Below are 19,156 nucleotides of genomic sequence, written 5' to 3' on the forward strand. Positions count from 1 at the left end.
AACATGGGTAACTAGGAAAAGACATCTATAGGAGGTTTTAAAATGGCTAAAGAAATGCCGGAAATGGAAGAGTATAAATATGGCTTTCATGACAAAGACGTTTCGGTTTTTCGTTCTGGTAAAGGACTAACTCGTGAAATCGTTGAAGAGATTTCTAACATGAAAGAAGAGCCTCAGTGGATGCTTGACTACCGCTTAAAAGCATTGGAACATTTTTACAAAATGCCAATGCCACAGTGGGGTGGAGATTTATCTGAACTTAATTTCGATGAAATCGTCTACTATGTAAAGCCATCTGAAAAGCAAGGTAGAACATGGGATGAAGTACCAGACGAAATCAAACAAACTTTTGATAAATTAGGTATCCCTGAAGCGGAGCAAAAGTATCTTGCTGGAGTATCTGCACAGTACGAATCAGAGGTTGTATACCACAGCCTTAAGGAAGATTTAGAAGAAATGGGTATCGTCTTTAAAGATACAGATACAGCGCTTAAAGAAAACGAAGAGCTTTTCAAAGAGTATTTCGGAAAAGTAATCCCAGCAACGGATAATAAATTTTCTGCATTGAACTCGGCTGTGTGGTCTGGTGGATCTTTCATATACGTACCAAAAGGTGTCCAAACATCTACTCCATTACAAGCGTATTTCCGAATTAACTCTGAAAACATGGGTCAATTCGAGCGTACACTAATTATCGTGGATGAAGGTGCGTCTGTACATTATGTAGAAGGTTGTACAGCACCGGTATATACAACGAATTCCTTGCACAGTGCGGTAGTTGAAATCTTTGTTAAAAAAGACGCTTATTGCCGTTATACAACGATCCAAAACTGGGCAAACAACGTTTATAACCTTGTAACAAAACGTGCCACTTGTGGTGCTAATGCTACAATGGAATGGATTGATGGAAACATTGGTTCTAAGCTGACAATGAAATATCCAGCAGTTCTTTTAACAGGTGAAGGGGCAAGAGGAATGACATTGTCCATCGCGCTTGCTGGTAAAGGACAGCATCAAGATGCTGGGGCGAAAATGCATCACCTCGCACCAAACACATCTTCATCTATTGTTTCGAAATCTATTTCGAAACATGGTGGTAAAGTGTCATACCGTGGTATTGTACACTTTGGTCGTAAGGCTTCTGGTGCCCGCTCCAATATCGAGTGTGATACGTTAATTATGGATAATGAATCCACTTCAGATACCATTCCTTACAATGAAATTTACAATGATAACATTTCATTGGAGCATGAAGCGAAGGTTTCTAAAGTTTCTGAAGAGCAACTGTTCTATCTTATGAGCAGAGGCTTAACAGAGGAAGAAGCAACAGAAATGATCGTAATGGGCTTCATCGAGCCATTCACTAAAGAACTACCAATGGAATACGCAGTAGAAATGAACCGTCTGATCAAGTTTGAAATGGAAGGTTCAATAGGATAATTAAAAACCCTTGTCACAACAATGTGACAAGGGTTTTTTGGTGCTTGAGCAACCTTTATAGTCAATTTATACCTTAACAAAACATTATTAACTGCTTACCTACTTGAAAAGTGACCTTATTGTAATATCAATAGTTCCGACAAAATGGTTTTGAAGAGTGACTAATGAGATAACCCAAATTCATATAACCAATAATATTTTTCCTGAAATTAAGCATCTCGGTTGTGAGTATCCTAGCTATATTGTTTAAAAAAAGTAGTATACATCGTACGTAAGCAGTCGTTTCTAACTCTTGCTGTATAGCCATTTAACTTTAAGTAGAGGGCCCAATAATTAGTTTAGCATCCAGGGAAATATTATTATCGCTAACATTTTCCCTTTTTATTAGGCTTAGTAATGTAGACACTGCTTTTTTTCCCATCTCGATTTGTGGTTGTTCCACATAGGTAAATCTAATGCTGTCTAGATGAGTTTTAGGGTGATCAAAACAGACTATGGCTATATCCTCTGGTATTTTTAATCCTAAATCTAAAATTGCTCTCTCAGCATTCAAAGCAATATTGTATTCTACTGCAAAAAGGGCTTTCATGTCAGGCCTATTTTTAATTATATCCTTTATTTTACAAATATCATTATTAATATTTTCTTCAGAAGATTTTCCAGGCAATGTACTTATAATATTATTGATCCACAGTTCTCTGTCAATAGAAATTCCTTTCTCTGCATGAGCCTGAACAAACCCTTCTACTCTTTCTTCAATCGCTGTAGAGTTCAAGGGCGGGGGGAATAACAACCCGATATTATGATATCCTTTGTTGAATAATAATTCAGTTGCCTCTTTAGCTGCAACGACGTTGTTTGTGGTGACGGAATATGTATCAATTCCTTTTAATTTCCGATCTACAAGGACAAATGGAAATTTATCAATAACTAGTTTTAATAAGGCATTGGAAAAATTCTTGGCTCGTGAGGGAACAATAATGAAGCCTTGCACACCTATTTGTATGAGCTGCTGAATAGCGATCTCTTCATTTTCGGGATAACCCTGGGTTTTGTGGATAAGAAGAAAAGTTTTTTGGTCACATGCTTGCTCAATGCCTTTAATTAAATCTATTCCAAAGCTAGAATCGAATTGCGGCATAATAACGGCAATAAGAACTTTTTTTTGTGATGGTTCGGAAGTTTGAATGCTTGACGCTTGGTCACCAATTGATCGACTGACAAAAGATCCTCTTCCTCTATGACGAGTAATTAAGCGATCGTTGGCGAGCATTTCGAGAGAATGCTTGATAGTAATTCGACTTACTTTAAATAGCTCAGCTAATTCCTTCTCAGACGGGATTAAATCTCCGTCCTTGTAGACATTATTTAGTATATCCTCCTTTAGTGATTGATAGATTTTTTTATATAATGGCATACCCACACAAAATCACCTCTTACTTATAATTTAGCACATCAATGCTGAAAATCTTTATATATTCCTTTTACAATAATGAAATCTCAATCCTCATTTAGGCGATACCAAAAAATGATAAGAACAATATATGCTGCATAATTATATCATTTATACCATTTAAATACAAAATGGTTTAAATCTTACTAGTAAAGTAAGTCATATTACCTCCTTTTTAAATCAACCTTTTATAAACTCTCTAGGCATAGGATGTTACTAGAGATATATGCAAAACCTTTGAAAAGCGCAAACCATATAACGTTAGTTTATAACATTATATCAAATAATCAAAATTAACAAAAAATATATTGACATATTAATGTGTGTAGATTAAGCTAATAAGTAATTGTTACCGCTTTCATATTAGCGTAGAATCTACAAAACACCTTAAAAAATTTTGCATACCTGAATTTAATTTAACCATTATATAAATTAAATTAATTAATTTATCGATTATCTTATATACATCGTTAACAATAATAATCAAATTCAGGTTTTATTATATGTTTCTATGAAAGGGGGAGGTGTAAGTTAATTACAAATACCGAAGGGAGAACAAAAATTTTCTAAAAGTTAATTTTTTTGATTCAATTTTATAAGGGGGAAATTTATTATGAAGAAAGTAATTATTTTGCTTGTAGGATTGATATTTACTGCTATTTTGTTAGGAGCGTGCTCTGAAAACTCGAGTAGTAGTGAAGTCCCTGAAGGTGCAACGGAAGTTGTATTATGGAATCCATTTAGTGGAGGAGATGGGGAATTTTTTAATGGATTAGTCGAAAAGTTTAATGGTAGCCAATCAGATGTCTTTGTTAACAGTATTTTTCAACAAAATGATGAATATTATACAAAATTAATTACAAGTCTTAGTGCTGGAGAAGGTCCTGATATTGCAGTAGCTCATACCCATGTTTTGTCTGAATTAATAAGTGGAGATCTTATAATAGAATTGGATGAATTTGCTGCCGAAGAAGAACTAGACTGGGATGAATTCAACCAAAACATACTGGATGCAACTGTTTTTGATGGTAATCATTACGCTACGCCAATGGATACTCACGCATTAATTATGTTTCAGAATAATGAACTATTACGTGAAGTGAACTTACTAAATGATGATGGCTCAATTAAAATGGAGAACACACCAGAGGGGTTCATTGAATTTTTAACAAAACTTAAAGAAGAATTACCAGATGGAAAAATACCATTTGCTTTTGGGAGCAAGGGGGGAGGGCTTTACTGGTTATGGTGGAGCTACTACAGTCAATTAGGCGGGGAAAGTATGGTCTCAGAGGACCCTGATAATCCCGAATACGTTCTAGATTTAGAAAAGGCAATTGAGGCAGCAAATTATGTAAAAAGTTTTTATGATAATGAATTGATTCCACTAAATTTGGCTAGCCCTACATCTGATTTTGAATCCGGAAACGCTGCTATTGTAAGTACAGGAGTGTGGGATACTGGTTTATTTGAAAAAAGTGAGAATCTAGACTTTTCACCGCTACCAATTCCAAATGTATTCGAGCAGAATGGAACATGGGGAAGTTCACACACACTAGTGTTGCCAACTTCTCAAAATGCGGATGAAGAAGTACAGAAGGCTGCCGTTCAGTTTATGGATTTCATTACAGATAACGGGGTGGACTGGGCGGAAGCTGGTCATATACCCGCTAAAACAACAGTTGTCGAATCAGAAGAATTTAAAAACATGCCTAACAGAACAGAATATGCTGAAGTGGCTGATTATGTAAACTTTATAGATCGCACAACTTATGCACGAGGTTTAGAAGATATCGTTGCTCGCAACCTTGATAAGTTATGGTCAGGTGAAGCTACAGCTGAAAAAGCATTTTCAGATTTAGAAACGGAAGTCAAGGAATTAATAAATGACTAGCCACTAAAGCTAGTAAAATGTCCACCGGTCAATATACCATGCTATTACTATATCAATATTGTCGGTGGACAACTAAACTAAAGAAAAAAATGCTGTATTGCTGATGATAATTTCCTCTACATCAGTAGTGAATTGCTTGATGTAAAAAAAGCAACAACACATGATATTTATATTATATAAAGCCTAATGAACATAGACATTCTTGAACAATGTAATATATGAATGCGAACTAAACGTAGTAAAGAAATTAGGGGGACAATCTTTATGAAAAGAAGGTTACTGATGCAAGACATGAAAGCGTTTCTTTTTATTTTACCCTTTTTTGTCGTGTATATAATATTCACTATTTTCCCTGTAATCAAGGGTTTGGAAATGAGTCTATATGACTGGAACTTAGTTAAGAAACTAGAGTTCGTTGGACTTGAAAATTATCAAAAAATGTTTGGAGATCCCCATTTTTGGCGAACCCTATGGAATACTACATTATTTGTCATTCTAACTACTCCAACAATGGTTCTGCTCTCTCTAGGATTAGCTCTATTAGCAAACTTGAACACGAGGTTTAAAACGATTTTTAGAAGTTCATTCTTTATTCCGAGTATTCTATCTGTTTCGGTTATTTCATTTCTAGTTATTTTCATGTTGCAACCATACAACGGCTTTGTAAATAATTTCATCCAATCTATAGGCATTAATATGGAGCCGTTCTGGATGGATGATAAAGTGCTTTCATGGGTAACTATAGTAATGGTTACTCTATGGTGGACAGTTGGGTTTAATATGATCCTTTTCCTTGCCGGGTTACAAGATATACCTGAATCATTATACGAAGCAAGTGAAATAGACGGCGCGACAGGATGGCAGATGTTTAAATATATCACACTGCCACAATTAGTTCCTATTGGTAGGGTTATAATATTGCTTCAAATCCTAGCATCTTATAAAGTGTTTGCCCAAATTCTATTGATCACTGATGGAGGTCCCGGCGGTGCAACAAGACCACTAATCCAGTATATTTATGAAGTTGGCTTTACGCAAAATAACCTTGGGTATGCAGCTGCAATGTCTTACGCCCTTTTCTTTATTCTATTAATTCTCTCTATTGTCCAATTGAAAAACCAAAAACAGGAGGAGGGCTAATATGGATAAGCATAATCTAGTTTCAAATAGAAGAGGTAAATCGAATCCAAGATTTAAAAAGGAAAAGTCTAATTTTTTACAGAAAAATCGCGCCCCAAAGATGGGTGTTAAGATAACAATTGGTTTAATAGTCGCAATTCTGTTTGTCTTTCCAATCATCTGGATGTTATTTGTTTCTATAAAACCCGATGGTTTTGCAACAACTGATCCTTTGAGCTGGTTTTTACCTCCCTATACATTTGGTAACTACATTAATTTGCTTTTTGATAGCCTTATTTTACGCTGGTTATTAAATAGTCTTATTGTCGCAGTTGTTACCACGATATTAACGTTACTACTCACTTCCTTGGCTGCTTATGCGCTTTCTCAAATGAAATTTCGCTTTAAATATTTCATTTTCATCTTTTTCTTGTTAGGTTTAATGATTCCGGGTGAAGCAACAATTATCCCACTCTATGAGGTTGCGAAGAGCTTGAATCTATTAGATAGTTATTCCGGACTTATACTGCCAATGATTGCTTCACCACTTGGGATAATCATATTAAAAAGCTTTTTTGATGGAGTACCAAAAGAGGTAGTTGAAAGTGCGATAATGGACGGATGTTCACACTTTAAAATATATTATAAAATTGTTTTGCCTTTATCCAAGCCAGCTTTGGCTGCTATAGGTATCTTTACATTTATTGGGTCTTGGAATAATTTTCTGTGGCCGTTTATATCAATTTTGTCTGAAGAATTATACACTTTACCAGTTGGACTCCCTGTATTCAATTCAGCCTATACACAAACATACGTGCTACCAATGACTGCCAATGCTATAGCTTCCATACCTTTATTAATCGCTTTTTTACTATTTGAAAAGCAGATTGTTAAAGGAATTAGTTTCACAGGTATAAAAGGCTAGCAAAAGCAATTACAAGACTTCGAGTCTACAACCAATGTGATGAAAAAAATTATAGATAAACCAGTAATATCACTATTACCACTTTTTCAAAGTGAATATAAATAGGGTAAAAAAACCCCAATTAATGGAGGGAACAAACAAATGACTAATAATAAACCAACATCGGGAAATCCGGTTATTCCTGGGTGGTACGCTGACCCTGAGGCACGAATTTTTAACAATCGCTTTTGGATCTATCCTACGTACTCAGCGCCATACAAAGAGCAAACATTCTTTGATGCTTTTTACTCTGACAATTTAGTTGAATGGGAAAAGGCAGAAAGAATATTAGATATTAAGGATATATCATGGGCGGATAAAGCAATGTGGGCACCGTCGCCTATAGAAAGAAATGGAAAGTATTACTATTTTTTTGCTGCTAATGATATTCAAAGTAATAATGAATTAGGGGGAATTGGTATAGCGGTTTCTGACCAACCGCATGGGCCATTTAAGGATGCACTTGGCAAACCCTTAATTGACAAAATACACCACGGAGCACAGCCCATTGACCCACATGTTTTTATAGATAATGATAATAATGCATATTTATATTACGGGGGATGGGGGCAATGTAATGTTGTTAAATTAAACACAGATATGATTAGTCTTGGTACTTTTGATGATGGATCAGTATACAAAGATATTACCCCAAACTTTTTCGTCGAGGGGCCTTGTATGATAAAGAGGAAAAATAAATATTATTTTATGTGGTCGGAAGGAGGATGGGGCGGTCCTGATTATTCAGTTGCATATGGAATTTCAGAGTCTCCTCTTGGACCATTTAATCGGGTTGGAAAGATTCTAGAGAAAGATCCAAAAGTTGCAACCGGAGCAGGCCACCATGGGGTGATACAAATACCTGGTAAGGATGAATGGTACATTATATATCATAGAAGGCCCTTGTCAGAAACGAATGCTAACCATAGAGAAGTATGCATTGATCGACTTTACTTTAATAAAGAAGAGGAGATCCAACCGATAGAAATGACATTTGAAGGAGTATCTGAATGTGTATTAGGAGCAGACAAATAAATTCAATTATTGTATCATTCTAAACCATTTTATTTATAACTGAGCTATTAAATGAAAGATGTTGTAAATTAGAATAATGCGATAGAAAATGGGGGAGAAACTAATATGAAGAACCAATTAAAGATAGGGATTATCGGGTGTGGCGGGATTGCACAGGGAAAGCACCTTCCTAGCTTAAGCAAACTAGAACAAGTACGAATAGTGGCGTTTTGTGACATAGTGGTAGAAAAAGCGGAAAAATTGGCAGCGCAATACGGAATAGCAGATGCAAAAGTTTATGCAAAATACCTCGATCTGTTGGAAGATACATCCATTGATGTTATACATGTATTAACACCAAATAACTCTCATGCGGAGATCTCAATTGCGGCTCTAGAAGCCGGGAAGCATGTTATGTGTGAAAAGCCGATGGCAAAAACTTCAGCTGAAGCCCAAAAAATGGTTGAAGCCGCAAAACGCACAGGCAGGAAGTTAACTATTGGTTATAATAATCGCTTTAGACCTGATAGTCAATATTTACATAAATTATCCAGTCAAGGTGATTTGGGTGAAGTTTATTTCGCTAAAGCACATGCAATCCGTCGACGTGCAGTACCAACTTGGGGTGTGTTTTTAGATAAAGAAAAACAGGGTGGAGGCCCGTTAATTGATATTGGCACACACGCACTAGATCTAACCTTATGGATGATGAATAATTATAAGCCTAAATCTGTAATGGGAAATGTTTATTATAAATTAGGTAAAAAGGAGAATTCTGCGAATGCTTGGGGACCTTGGGAACCAGAAAAATTCAATGTAGAAGATTCTGCTTTCGGTTTTATTACAATGGAAAATGGAGCAACCATTACCCTGGAATCAAGTTGGGCTTTGAATACACTAGATGTAGATGAAGCAAAGTGTTCGCTTTGCGGAACTGAAGGTGGGGCGGACATGAAAGATGGTTTGCGTATTAATGGAGAAAAACATAGCAAATTGTACACAAACAACATTGAATTGGGTGCCGGTGGTGTAGCATTTTACGAGGGGAAATCCGAAAGTGATGCAGATCTTGAAGCCTACTTATGGATTAATAGTATTATTGACGATACAGACCCAATTGTAAAACCGGAAGAGGCCTTTGTGGTGACACAAATTCTAGAAGCAATCTATGAATCAGCGAAAACAGGGAAGGCTGTTTACTTTAACTAACTAAACAAGGGAGTTGTTATAAATGATTAAAGTAGCATTATTAAGCAGATGGCATGTACATGCCGACGATTATGCTAGAGATATTCAGGAAAATGAGGATATATCGATTCAGCTAGTATGGGATGAAGAAAGTGATCGTGGTGAAAAATGGGCTGAAGAGCTGGGTGTTCCATTTGAGCAAGATTTAAACAAGGTATTATCTAATTCTAATATTGATGCAGTTATTGTGAATACACCAACAAATAAACATAAAGAGATTATTATTGCTGCAGCTAAGCACAAAAAGCATATTTTTACGGAAAAGGTGTTAGCGTTTACAGTGAAAGACTGTGAAGAGATTTATCAGGCAGTTCATAATGCCGGTGTAGAATTGATGGTTTCCTTGCCGAGATTAACTGACAACAATTTTTTATATGCTGAAAAGTCTATCAAAGATGGTTGGGTTGGAAAAGTTACGATGGTGCGTTGTCGTTTTGCCCATAACGGAGCTGTGGCACCTGAGGGCCAGGAATATGGTTGGTTACCCGAACGTTTCTTTAACTTGGAACAGGCTGGTGGCGGGGCGATGATTGATCTTGGTGCCCATCCAATTTACTTAACGAACCGTTTAGCTGGAAAGGTTAAAGGTGTATATGCACGTCTACAAACGTCGGAGGGTTTTAATGTAGATGATAATGCTGCACTTTTAATAGATTATGATTCAGGTGCACTTGGGGTTATCGAAACAAGTTTTGTATCACATGGAAGTCCATTTCAATTAGAGGTATATGGAACAGAAGGGACGTTACGTATTAGCGATGACCAAATTACTGTCAATAGTATTCATGTGAATAATAATAAACAAACAGAGATGTCAGAAGCATTAACGGCTCCGCCAATGCCAATGGTCCAGTGGATTCGTCAGATAAAGTCAGGTGAAACACCAACCATCACGAAAGAAGATATAATGAATCTAACACTAATAAATGAAGCAGCATCAAAGTCAAATAAGGAAGGGCGTCGAATTGATATAGAGAAAGGTTTAAGTTGATTTCCAAACTTATTGGCGGACCATAAAGTACTAAATTGCTATCCAGATTTCCTTAAAAGATTAAATTGATCAGTAGTTGGTAACATTTTCTTCCAGTAAATTTATTTAAAGCTCTTCTATTATATAGGAGAGCTTTTTTCCGATTAATATACTGATGCTGCCGCTCCTAGATAATTTTAAAACCTCATTTACCCCATGTAATAATCACCATCCATACGACAGGATTCCTTATTGGGAAATTCCTTTCATTCATGCTAGTATAAAAAGATAATAATAGAGATAGAAGTGAATAATAATATGGTTTTTTTAATTTGTATCTTTATCGGGCTTTTATCGGCATTTATTGGTGCGTTAATGGGCTTAGGGGGAGGCGTAGTGCTTATACCAAGCTTATTGTTCGCAGCCCAAGTCTCCAGTTCTTTTGCATGGGTGACACCACAGTCAGTTGTCGGTATTTCTTTAATCGTAATGGTTTTTACAGCACTTTCCTCTACCATCGCTTACTTAAAAAACGGCAGGGTGGATTATCGAACAGGGCTATTGTTTTTATTAGGTAGTGTTCCCGGAGGAATGATAGGGTCGTGGCTAAATCAATATATAAATACGGAGAGCTTCCAACTATATTTTGGTTTTATCATTATCGTGGTTTCAATGCTTTTTTTCCTAAATAAGAATTCCAAACAGAAAAAACCATTGCAAGGAAAACCAGCAAGGCACTTTGAATCACAAGGAGAAATATTTATTTATCATGTCCCATTCTGGACCGCGTTTTTTGTGTCGCTAACCGTTGGTATATTATCCGGTTTATTCGGTATTGGCGGTGGTGCTATTATGGTCCCTGTAATGATTTTGCTATTCGGCATGCCTGCACATATTGCAATTGCGACATCTATGTTCATGATTTTCTTTGTAAGTGTTATCGGAACGAGTTCTCATATTACCCTAGGACATATGGTCTGGGAGTATGCTTTTTACTTCATACCAGGTGCTTGGATTGGAGGTAAGCTCGGAGCTAAAGTGAACCAGCTGCTGACAGGCAAAATGCTGGAAGGAATTTTACGTATTGTGCTCATTATGATTGGTATTCGAATGATCTATCAAGGGCTTATGTAAGGAGAATGATTAATGCGGGAACGAATTCATTTATATTATACGAATGATTTACATAGTAATTTTCAACAATGGCCAAGAGTTGTTTCTTATTTAAAAGAAGCAAAAACAAGCACTATGACGGAAGGAAATACTACTTGGGTTGTAGACATCGGTGATCACATAGATCGTGTGCACCCAGTCTCAGAGGCTTTTATGGGAAAAGCGAATGTCGAGCTGTTAAATGAAGCAGGGTATGACATAATCACAATGGGAAACAACGAGGGAATCACACTCTCACATGATGAACTACACCACCTATATGACGAAGCGAAATTTGATGTGGTCTGTGCCAATTTACACAGTACGAAAGGACAAAATCCAGAATGGCTTAAATCTACTACTATGGTTCAGTCGGTAAATGGTGTTAACGTCGGATTTATTGGATTAACTGCACCGTTTAATGATTTCTATGAATTATTAGATTGGCATGTTTCATCCCATTTTGACATGCTAGCAACTAGTATCAAAGAGCTAAAAGACTCAGCAGATGTTATTGTATTGCTATCCCATTTAGGTTTAAGTGAGGATCAAGAGATTGCACGCAGATTCGAGGAAATTGATGTCATCATTGGCGGTCATACACATCATCTTTTGCGAACAGGTGAGAAAATTAATAATACCGTTATTACTGCAGCTGGAAAGCATTGCAATTTTATAGGGGAAGTTATCATAACCTGGGATCACGAAGCAGGACAATTAGTTTCTAAAGAAGCATATGCAACAGATATTACGAATCAAGCCAAGGATTTACAAACAGAACAAAAACTACGCCTGCTTGAAGAAGAGGCCGCACGGATTCTTGGAGAAACAGTTGTCCATTTACAGGAGCCCATTAATGTTCAATGGTTCAAGCATACTACGATTATGCAAGAATTAACAAATACAGTAAAAGATTGGACAAAGGCGAATATTGCAATGTTAAATTCCGGTCTGCTTCTAGATCAGCTACCTGCTGGGGATATTAGTTATGGAGACATCCATCGAGTATGTCCACACCCTATAAACGCCTGTGTTGTGGAGATGACAGGTAAAGAGTTATTAGAAGTGGTGAGAGCATGCTTCAAAAAGGACTTTACCGAGCTTAAATTGAAAGGATTTGGCTTTAGAGGGGAAGTACTAGGTAGAATGGTCTTTTCCGGTTTACATGTTCACACAGCATTCCATGAGAATGGTGAAGAGTTTGTTAAGGAAGTATATTTTCCTGGAGGGGAGGCATTGGACAGTGATGTCACCTATAGAGTAGCCACAGCGGATACTTTTACGTTTGGCCGCTTACTTCCTGAGGTTGCCAAATCTGAGGTTAAGGATTATTTTCTTCCAGAGTTTATACGTGATCATCTTGCAGTCACATTAAAAAATAGATTCTTGAAGTCTTAAGGAGTGAAGTGATAGCTCTGAAGTGGAGATATATAGCCTCATAGCGAGAGGCTCATGGGTGGGTTTTGTTTATGGATTGTGTCAAAGCCTCTTTATTGTGCATACAAATGTAGGGACCAAATGAAGGAGGCTTTGCATAAATGATTACAATTAATCCTCTTGAAGTGGAAGGCATGCACTTTACGGCAATCCGTGTTGAACTTCCCAAAACAAATTTACTCATGATTTCTAATGAGGTCGGTTATATTATGTGTGCTGCACTTGATGTGAATGTATTAAATGAAAAACTAAAAGATCGTAACGTAATTGCTGGAAGAGCAGTTGGCGTACGTACCATTGACGACTTACTACATGCACCACTTGAAAAAATAACAGATGCTTCGAGGTCCTACGGATGGGAAGAAGGCATGATCGGTAAAGAAGCCCTCTTAAAAATATCTTGATTTAATGTCTTCCTCTATAGGAAGGCATTTTTCAATCCTTGAAGCTCAGGTCGTAAGAGGATATATTTTTCTAAAATTCGTAGCATTTTAGTCTTGTTTTTGGTACTATTTTAGTGGGACTTATGTCGAATAAGGCCGAAAATTGTTAGAGCTTACATTATTGTCATTTCCTTTGTTGATAGGGGTTAGGAGAAAAATATGAGAATTGCCAGCACAAAGAAAATACATGCAGGTACGATACTTGCCCAAACCATTTACAATGAAAATGGCGCAGTCTTAATAAAAAAGGGCATGAAGCTTACAGAAAAGCTATTAAGACGGCTTTTAAATAATGGCATTACATACATATACATTGAGGATGGTACCACGTCAGATATAAAAGTGGATCAAACTATTCCTGACAAACTTCGTATCGAAGCAACGAATATGATTAAAGATACGTTTACTGAGCTACAGGAAGTGGGATTAAGTAAACGTTCTTATATTATTGAAGAAAGGTCAACAGGCCTAAAAAATGTAGTAGAAAAAATTCTTGGCGAGATTCAACAAAATGAAAAGTCTTTATCTTTATTGGCGGATATTTTTGTCTCCGATAACTATGTTTTTCAACATTCTTTAAATGTGACGATTTATTCACTTGCTATAGGTGTTGAATTAAATTTTTCAAAGAAGCAGCTTGCCGAAATTGGCGTAGGAGCAATGCTCCATGATATAGGGAAAATGTTCATTGACCCTAATATACTTCAAAAACCTGATAAGCTTACGGACGAAGAATTTGAAATTATTAAAGGCCATACCCAGGTAGGTTTTGACTACCTGCGTAAACATCCGTATATACCTACGGTTATCTCACATTGTGCTTTTCAACATCATGAACGGCTTGATGGGTCTGGGTATCCACGAGGCATACAAGAAAGTGAGATTCACCCCTATGCAAAGGTAATAGGGATTGCTGATGTATTTGACGCGGTTACGAGCTCACGGGTTTATCGAGATGCCATGTTGCCGCACGAGGGACTTGAAATTCTCTATGCTGGAGCTGTAAATTTATTCGACAAAGAAATGATCGAAGCATTCAAGCGAAGTGTTGTTGCTTATCCGAATGGATTGACAATTGAATTAAGTGATGGTCGCATTGGTGTTGTCATTAGACAAAATAGCAATCTCTGTGATCGCCCGGTTGTACGTATTCTAGAAGAAAATGAAACGACAGTTGATGAGCCTTATGAAGTTGATTTAGAACATACAGTTAATGTAACAATAAAAGAAGTTTTGGTCGAATAAAATTACGATTCTAGCTCCCTTGATACAAGCATACGTTTGTAACAAGGGGGTTTTTTACGTGAAATTTAGAAAACGCTTTGGTAAAAGTAGAGCAACACCTCCAGCAAAAACAATTTTCCTTTTTACAACTATTTTCTTTGCTATAATGGTGATTTTTAGTATTTTAATCGTTGACAAAGGAATTACGCCTGTTCTAATGAGAATTGCAATCCCAAAAACCGAAGAGTTCGCAACGAGAACGATTAATGCAGCAGTAAAATCTACTGAAAATATCAGCTTTGACGATTTAATGGATGTCCAAATGGATAATAATGGGAATGTCGCGATAATGGGCTGGAATTCTACTGCAGTAAATCGGGCGCTTCGTATAGCAACAAACAAGGCAGAGTATTTTTTATATGGAATGAACAAAGGGGAAACACTGGATACAGATGACCCAGAGCTTGATCCGATTGAGTATGGAGATACACCAGGGGAGTTAGCGAATCAGGATCCAACCGTAGTCGAAATCCCGATTGGCCAGGCAACTGGTGTTACCATTCTATCTAACCTCGGCCCAAAAATACCTGTACATTTTGAAATTGTCGGCAGTATTCAATCAGATGTAACGTATGAAACGAGGGAGATCGGATTAAATGGTGCCCTAATCCAAATTTTTATACCTGTTACGGTTAATGTCCAAATAGTTGTCCCTTTTACAACAGAGACGACCACAATAAGTACAAGAGTATATGTTGATTCACGGGTTATTATGGGTGACGTTCCAGAGTTTTATAACCGTGGTGGTGGAGAAAGCAGCGGAGACGGACCAAATATATCCATTCCACGAAATGACTTGAATAACGACTAAGACACTGGTAATATTAGATAAGGAAAATTTAATAAGTAAATCTTATCAGATCGGTGAGGTAGAGGAGCAGGCAATATAAGTAATTAGCTGGAGGATGACAACGGTGATGGCTGATGAAAGGATTGGTTGCCGAAGCATAGTAAGTGTCAAACTTATTTATAGCTGGTATATCTTTGAAGAAGAGATGTACTGTCATGCATTGGGGTGCATGGAGCACTATTGATCGAAATGGAGGATAACGTATATTGTGAAGCAATGATAGGTTATTTTCTGTCATTGCTTTTTTGTGTCTTTTTATTGATTGGTAATATTTTACTGTCGGTAATATGACAACACGTTATCCATACATTCCCCCTTACTACCAACCAAAAAAAATACGGAGGTAACAACATGGAAGGGACGATATTTTCACTTATACCTGCAATACTTATGCTTATTCTTGTATTGCTAACACGAAACATTTACGTATCACTAGGAGTAGGAATTATAGTTGGAGCTTTATTTATTCATCAGTTTTCAATACTCGATTCCTTAAAAGAAATTGGCTCAAGTTTTAGTAATATATTTATCTCAGATGGCGCACTAAATTATGGGAATCTACTCTTACTAGGTTTTCTCTTATTGCTTGGTATAATGACTGCTTTTCTACAAGCATCTGGAGGAAGTAAAGCTTTTGGACAGTGGATGATTCACCGGGTGAAAACCCGTACTGGATCACAAGCCATGACAGGTGTACTTGGACTAATTATTTTTATTGATGATTATTTTAACAGTCTTGCAGTAGGACAGATAGCACGGCCACTTACAGACAGGCACAAGGTTTCTAGGGCGAAGCTTGCTTATTTAATTGATTCCACTTCTGCCCCTATAACCGTTATTTCGCCGATATCAAGCTGGGGTGCGTACATCATTGGAATAATTGGTGGATTGCTAGCCGCGAATGAAATTACAGATATTCGCCCATTAGAGGCTTTTATACAGATGATTCCATTAAATCTGTACGCTTTGGGTGCTGTATTGCTCGTGTTCATTGTTGCGTATTTCAAGCTGGATATTGGACCGATGCGCACACATGAAAAACGTGCCATGGAAACAGGGGAGCTAGTTGACCCTGAACAAAAAAATGTACCAGGGGATCTAGGAAACAAAATTACAGCACATAATAACGGGAAAATTTATCATCTGTTAGTTCCTATCGTTGTATTAATTCTCGCAACCGTTTTAGCAATGATCTATACAGGGGCAGATGCTTCTGGTTCCAATGTGACCATTCTAACCATCTTCTCTAATACAAATGTTAATTTATCTTTATTTGTTGGTGGCGTTGCTGCTGTGCTGACTGCTCTTTTGTTCCATCTTCAGCAAACTAAACCAAAAGCAAGTTTAGGGAAAGTAACCTTGGAAGGTTTGAAAACAATGCTTCCAGCTATCTATATTCTTGTTTTAGCTTGGATGATCGGTTCCATAATTGGAACATTGGGAACTGGTCAGTACTTAGCTGAATTAGTAAACGATGCCTCTATAAGTTCGTCGATGCTACCGCTATTATTCTTCTTGATCTCAGGATTTATGGCATTGGCTACAGGGACTTCATGGGGAACCTTTGGCATCATGCTACCAATTGCAGCGGAAGTTGCGGTAGTAACAGATACAACGATGTTGTTACCATCACTAGCTGCAGTACTTGCCGGTTCAGTCTTCGGTGACCATTGTACACCAATATCTGATACAACCATTCTTTCGTCCACAGGGGCGGGAAGCAACCATATTGACCATGTTCTAACACAGCTACCATATGCTATCATTGTAGCCATTGCTACTAGTGTTGGATATTTACTTGTTGGGCTAATGAATCAAGTATGGCTACCCCTGTTGATCACGCTCTTGATCATTATCTTAATTAGTATTTTCTTAAATTTCCTATCCAAGACATCCACTCAAAAAGAGTAAAGGAAATTCGCAAGTGAGCTTGCCTAACGACTAATATCTGTATGATAAAGCTGAACGACCTTTCGATTCTAAAATGTTTCGAAGGGTCGTTCTTCTTCCATTTTATCCCGGAGCAACCGTCCGTAAGACTCCCACTTCAAAACATGAGGTGAAACCGTGATGTTTAAGTAGGAGTAAACGGACGCTAACACCCCGATTCGTTCAACTAACAATCAGTGGGGGAAGAGCGAAAAACCCCACTGATTGAAGTTTCACTTTATGGGGAAAAAGCAATGTATTTATGAAACAAACCAGAAGTAGGATAAAAATTCCTTTGACATAGGTAGTTTGTACCTTTATAATACAAACATAAATATCTGAAAAAAACAAACATTTTAAACATTCCTTTCTTATGCAGGACATACAATTAATTTAAGAAAGGAATAAAAAAGGGGAGGTCTTATTATGGAATCACGTTCTAACTGGGGAACACGGGCTGGCTTTATTCTAGCAGCTGTCGGTTCTGCTATCGGTCTTGGGAACATCTGGCGTTTTCCAGCTATTGCCTATGAAAACGGTGGTGGAGCATTTTTTATACCATATTTATTTGCACTACTCACTGCAGGAATACCGATCTTGATTATGGAATTTACAATGGGGCACAAGCATCGTGGTTCGGCACCGCTAACATTCAAACGAATGAATAAAAAGTCGGAGTTTATTGGCTGGTGGGCAGTAATTGTAGCATTTGTCATTTCTACTTATTATTCCGTTATCGTAGCATGGGCTATGTCGTATTCTGTCTTTGCTTTTAACCAAAATTGGGGAGCAGATACGCAAAGCTTCTTATTCAATGATTATTTACAGCTTGCTGATCCAGGAGAAATAGGGGGAATTGTACCAGGAGTACTGATCCCGCTTATCATTGTATGGGTCCTAGTATTGGGAATTTTATTCAAAGGTGTTAAGAAGGGTATTGAAATTGCGAACAGGATTTTTATTCCTGCATTGGTCATTATTTTCCTTATTATTGTTATTCGCGCAGTCACCCTTCCAGGAGCTTTAGAAGGTCTAGAGGCATTCTTTTCCCCAGACTTCAGTACAATTCTTGATGCAGATGTTTGGGTTGCTGCATATGGGCAAATTTTCTTTAGTCTTTCCATTGCCTTTGCGATCATGATTACGTATTCCAGTTACTTACCACGTAAATCAGACTTAACAAACAACGCGTTTATCGTGGGCTTTGGTAACTCAAGCTTTGAGCTTCTTGCAGGGATTGGCGTTTTCGCTGTATTAGGATTTATGGCTGCTCAATCGGGTGTCGCTGTCGGTGATGTAGTAGAGAGCGGAGTAGGTTTAGCATTCATTGTATTCCCGGCAATTATTAATGAATTCCCTGGGTTAAACGGCCTTTTTGGTTTCCTGTTTTTCGCGTCACTTGTACTGGCCGGCTTGACTTCTTTAATGTCTATTACAGAGACGTATGTTGCTGGACTCGTTGATAAGTTTAAGATTTCTAGAGCAAAAGCTGTATTCTTTGGTGGGGGCTTAGCTGCGGTCATTTCACTTATTTTCTCTACGCAGGGCGGCTTAAACTTCCTAGATTCGGCGGATTACTTCATTAACCAATTCGGTGTTGCCTTACTTGGTCTCGTAGAAGTGATTTTGGTCGCATGGATTTTGAGACAAGTAAAAGATCTGAAAGACCATGCAAACGAAATTTCCGATATCCGACTAGGTTCATGGTGGACAATTTGTCTTACAGTTATTACACCAATCGTACTTGGTTTCCAAATGTATCAATTACTTACCCAAAACTTGTTGAGACAATTTGAAACAGACTCCGGAAACTATGGTAACTATAGTGATGCCTTTATCATTTATGCTGGCTGGTCAGTTGCCGCAGGGGCACTAGTAATTGGGATTATCCTTTCCCTTACGAAATGGAAGGGCAATACTCGTACTGAAAAAGAAGAAAATGCTAGGGAGGCTAAATAA

At 37.4% G+C, this 19,156-nt stretch carries 15 protein-coding genes and 1 riboswitch; of the genes, 14 read left to right on the forward strand and 1 reads right to left on the reverse strand.

The window, feature by feature from the left end:
• Window positions 1–42 precede the first annotated feature (42 nt).
• A complete protein-coding gene (gene sufB / locus BN985_RS08765) occupies window positions 43–1,440 on the forward strand; it encodes a Fe-S cluster assembly protein SufB (RefSeq protein ID WP_042222656.1) in 1,398 nt (465 codons plus the stop codon).
• Window positions 1,441–1,753: 313 nt separating this feature from the next.
• Here sufB and BN985_RS08770 read toward each other — a convergent pair whose 3' ends face one another.
• Entirely contained in the window at window positions 1,754–2,857 is a 1,104-nt protein-coding gene (locus BN985_RS08770; RefSeq protein WP_042223065.1) for a GntR family transcriptional regulator, read from the reverse strand.
• Window positions 2,858–3,506: 649 nt separating this feature from the next.
• Between BN985_RS08770 and BN985_RS08775 the strand changes: the two genes are divergently transcribed.
• The 13 genes from BN985_RS08775 (at window position 3,507) to BN985_RS08835 (ending at window position 19,156) form a co-directional block, all read left to right on the forward strand.
• The gene (locus BN985_RS08775; RefSeq protein WP_042222658.1) at window positions 3,507–4,787 is read left to right on the forward strand and encodes an extracellular solute-binding protein; all 1,281 of its coding nucleotides are present in this window, start codon (window positions 3,507–3,509) and stop codon (window positions 4,785–4,787) included.
• Window positions 4,788–5,051: 264 nt separating this feature from the next.
• Complete coding sequence (locus BN985_RS08780; RefSeq protein WP_042222661.1) at window positions 5,052–5,927, forward strand: carbohydrate ABC transporter permease; 876 nt, start codon at window positions 5,052–5,054, stop codon at window positions 5,925–5,927.
• A 1-nt stretch (window position 5,928) separates the two neighbouring features.
• Window positions 5,929–6,831 carry a carbohydrate ABC transporter permease gene (locus tag BN985_RS08785; protein ID WP_084157486.1) on the forward strand — a complete coding sequence of 301 codons (903 nt, stop codon included), beginning with the start codon at window positions 5,929–5,931 and terminating at the stop codon, window positions 6,829–6,831.
• A gap of 141 nt (window positions 6,832–6,972) precedes the next feature.
• Window positions 6,973–7,905 (forward strand): glycoside hydrolase family 43 protein, encoded by a 933-nt coding sequence (locus tag BN985_RS08790; protein WP_052360648.1) that lies wholly within the window; start codon window positions 6,973–6,975, stop codon window positions 7,903–7,905.
• 105 nt (window positions 7,906–8,010) lie between these two features.
• A complete protein-coding gene (locus tag BN985_RS08795) occupies window positions 8,011–9,093 on the forward strand; it encodes a Gfo/Idh/MocA family protein (RefSeq protein WP_042222663.1) in 1,083 nt (360 codons plus the stop codon).
• Between the two features lie 22 nt (window positions 9,094–9,115).
• Window positions 9,116–10,123 carry a Gfo/Idh/MocA family protein gene (locus BN985_RS08800; protein ID WP_042222664.1) on the forward strand — a complete coding sequence of 336 codons (1,008 nt, stop codon included), beginning with the start codon at window positions 9,116–9,118 and terminating at the stop codon, window positions 10,121–10,123.
• A 297-nt stretch (window positions 10,124–10,420) separates the two neighbouring features.
• Window positions 10,421–11,236: a sulfite exporter TauE/SafE family protein gene (locus BN985_RS08805; protein WP_042222666.1), complete on the forward strand. Its 816-nt coding sequence runs from the start codon at window positions 10,421–10,423 to the stop codon at window positions 11,234–11,236.
• Between the two features lie 12 nt (window positions 11,237–11,248).
• The gene (locus BN985_RS08810; RefSeq protein ID WP_042222668.1) at window positions 11,249–12,652 is read left to right on the forward strand and encodes a bifunctional metallophosphatase/5'-nucleotidase; all 1,404 of its coding nucleotides are present in this window, start codon (window positions 11,249–11,251) and stop codon (window positions 12,650–12,652) included.
• 140 nt (window positions 12,653–12,792) lie between these two features.
• The gene (locus BN985_RS08815) at window positions 12,793–13,095 is read left to right on the forward strand and encodes a YunC family protein (protein WP_042222670.1); all 303 of its coding nucleotides are present in this window, start codon (window positions 12,793–12,795) and stop codon (window positions 13,093–13,095) included.
• A gap of 198 nt (window positions 13,096–13,293) precedes the next feature.
• Window positions 13,294–14,379 carry an HD-GYP domain-containing protein gene (locus tag BN985_RS08820; RefSeq protein ID WP_042222671.1) on the forward strand — a complete coding sequence of 362 codons (1,086 nt, stop codon included), beginning with the start codon at window positions 13,294–13,296 and terminating at the stop codon, window positions 14,377–14,379.
• A gap of 58 nt (window positions 14,380–14,437) precedes the next feature.
• On the forward strand, window positions 14,438–15,229 hold the full coding sequence (gene yunB / locus BN985_RS08825; RefSeq protein ID WP_042222674.1) for a sporulation protein YunB: 792 nt from the start codon (window positions 14,438–14,440) through the stop codon (window positions 15,227–15,229).
• 51 nt (window positions 15,230–15,280) lie between these two features.
• Window positions 15,281–15,456: riboswitch (Lysine riboswitch) on the forward strand.
• A gap of 163 nt (window positions 15,457–15,619) precedes the next feature.
• Window positions 15,620–17,179 carry a Na+/H+ antiporter NhaC family protein gene (locus BN985_RS08830; protein WP_042222676.1) on the forward strand — a complete coding sequence of 520 codons (1,560 nt, stop codon included), beginning with the start codon at window positions 15,620–15,622 and terminating at the stop codon, window positions 17,177–17,179.
• Window positions 17,180–17,623: 444 nt separating this feature from the next.
• Window positions 17,624–19,156, forward strand: coding sequence for a sodium-dependent transporter (locus BN985_RS08835; RefSeq protein WP_042222678.1), 1,533 nt, complete (start codon window positions 17,624–17,626; stop codon window positions 19,154–19,156).

This window comes from Oceanobacillus manasiensis, assembly GCF_000724085.1.
Taxonomy (GTDB): domain Bacteria; phylum Bacillota; class Bacilli; order Bacillales; family Amphibacillaceae; genus Oceanobacillus_B; species Oceanobacillus_B manasiensis.

Bases quoted from the DNA above. Each gene is read 5' to 3' on its own strand.
- sufB (WP_042222656.1), top strand. From the start codon at position 43: ATGGCTAAAGAAATGCCGGAAATGGAAGAGTATAAATATGGCTTTCAT.
- BN985_RS08770 (WP_042223065.1), bottom strand. From the start codon at position 2,857: ATGCCATTATATAAAAAAATCTATCAATCACTAAAGGAGGATATACTA.
- BN985_RS08775 (WP_042222658.1), top strand. From the start codon at position 3,507: ATGAAGAAAGTAATTATTTTGCTTGTAGGATTGATATTTACTGCTATT.
- BN985_RS08780 (WP_042222661.1), top strand. From the start codon at position 5,052: ATGAAAAGAAGGTTACTGATGCAAGACATGAAAGCGTTTCTTTTTATT.
- BN985_RS08785 (WP_084157486.1), top strand. From the start codon at position 5,929: ATGGATAAGCATAATCTAGTTTCAAATAGAAGAGGTAAATCGAATCCA.
- BN985_RS08790 (WP_052360648.1), top strand. From the start codon at position 6,973: ATGACTAATAATAAACCAACATCGGGAAATCCGGTTATTCCTGGGTGG.
- BN985_RS08795 (WP_042222663.1), top strand. From the start codon at position 8,011: ATGAAGAACCAATTAAAGATAGGGATTATCGGGTGTGGCGGGATTGCA.
- BN985_RS08800 (WP_042222664.1), top strand. From the start codon at position 9,116: ATGATTAAAGTAGCATTATTAAGCAGATGGCATGTACATGCCGACGAT.
- BN985_RS08805 (WP_042222666.1), top strand. From the start codon at position 10,421: ATGGTTTTTTTAATTTGTATCTTTATCGGGCTTTTATCGGCATTTATT.
- BN985_RS08810 (WP_042222668.1), top strand. From the start codon at position 11,249: ATGCGGGAACGAATTCATTTATATTATACGAATGATTTACATAGTAAT.
- BN985_RS08815 (WP_042222670.1), top strand. From the start codon at position 12,793: ATGATTACAATTAATCCTCTTGAAGTGGAAGGCATGCACTTTACGGCA.
- BN985_RS08820 (WP_042222671.1), top strand. From the start codon at position 13,294: ATGAGAATTGCCAGCACAAAGAAAATACATGCAGGTACGATACTTGCC.
- BN985_RS08830 (WP_042222676.1), top strand. From the start codon at position 15,620: ATGGAAGGGACGATATTTTCACTTATACCTGCAATACTTATGCTTATT.
- BN985_RS08835 (WP_042222678.1), top strand. From the start codon at position 17,624: ATGGAATCACGTTCTAACTGGGGAACACGGGCTGGCTTTATTCTAGCA.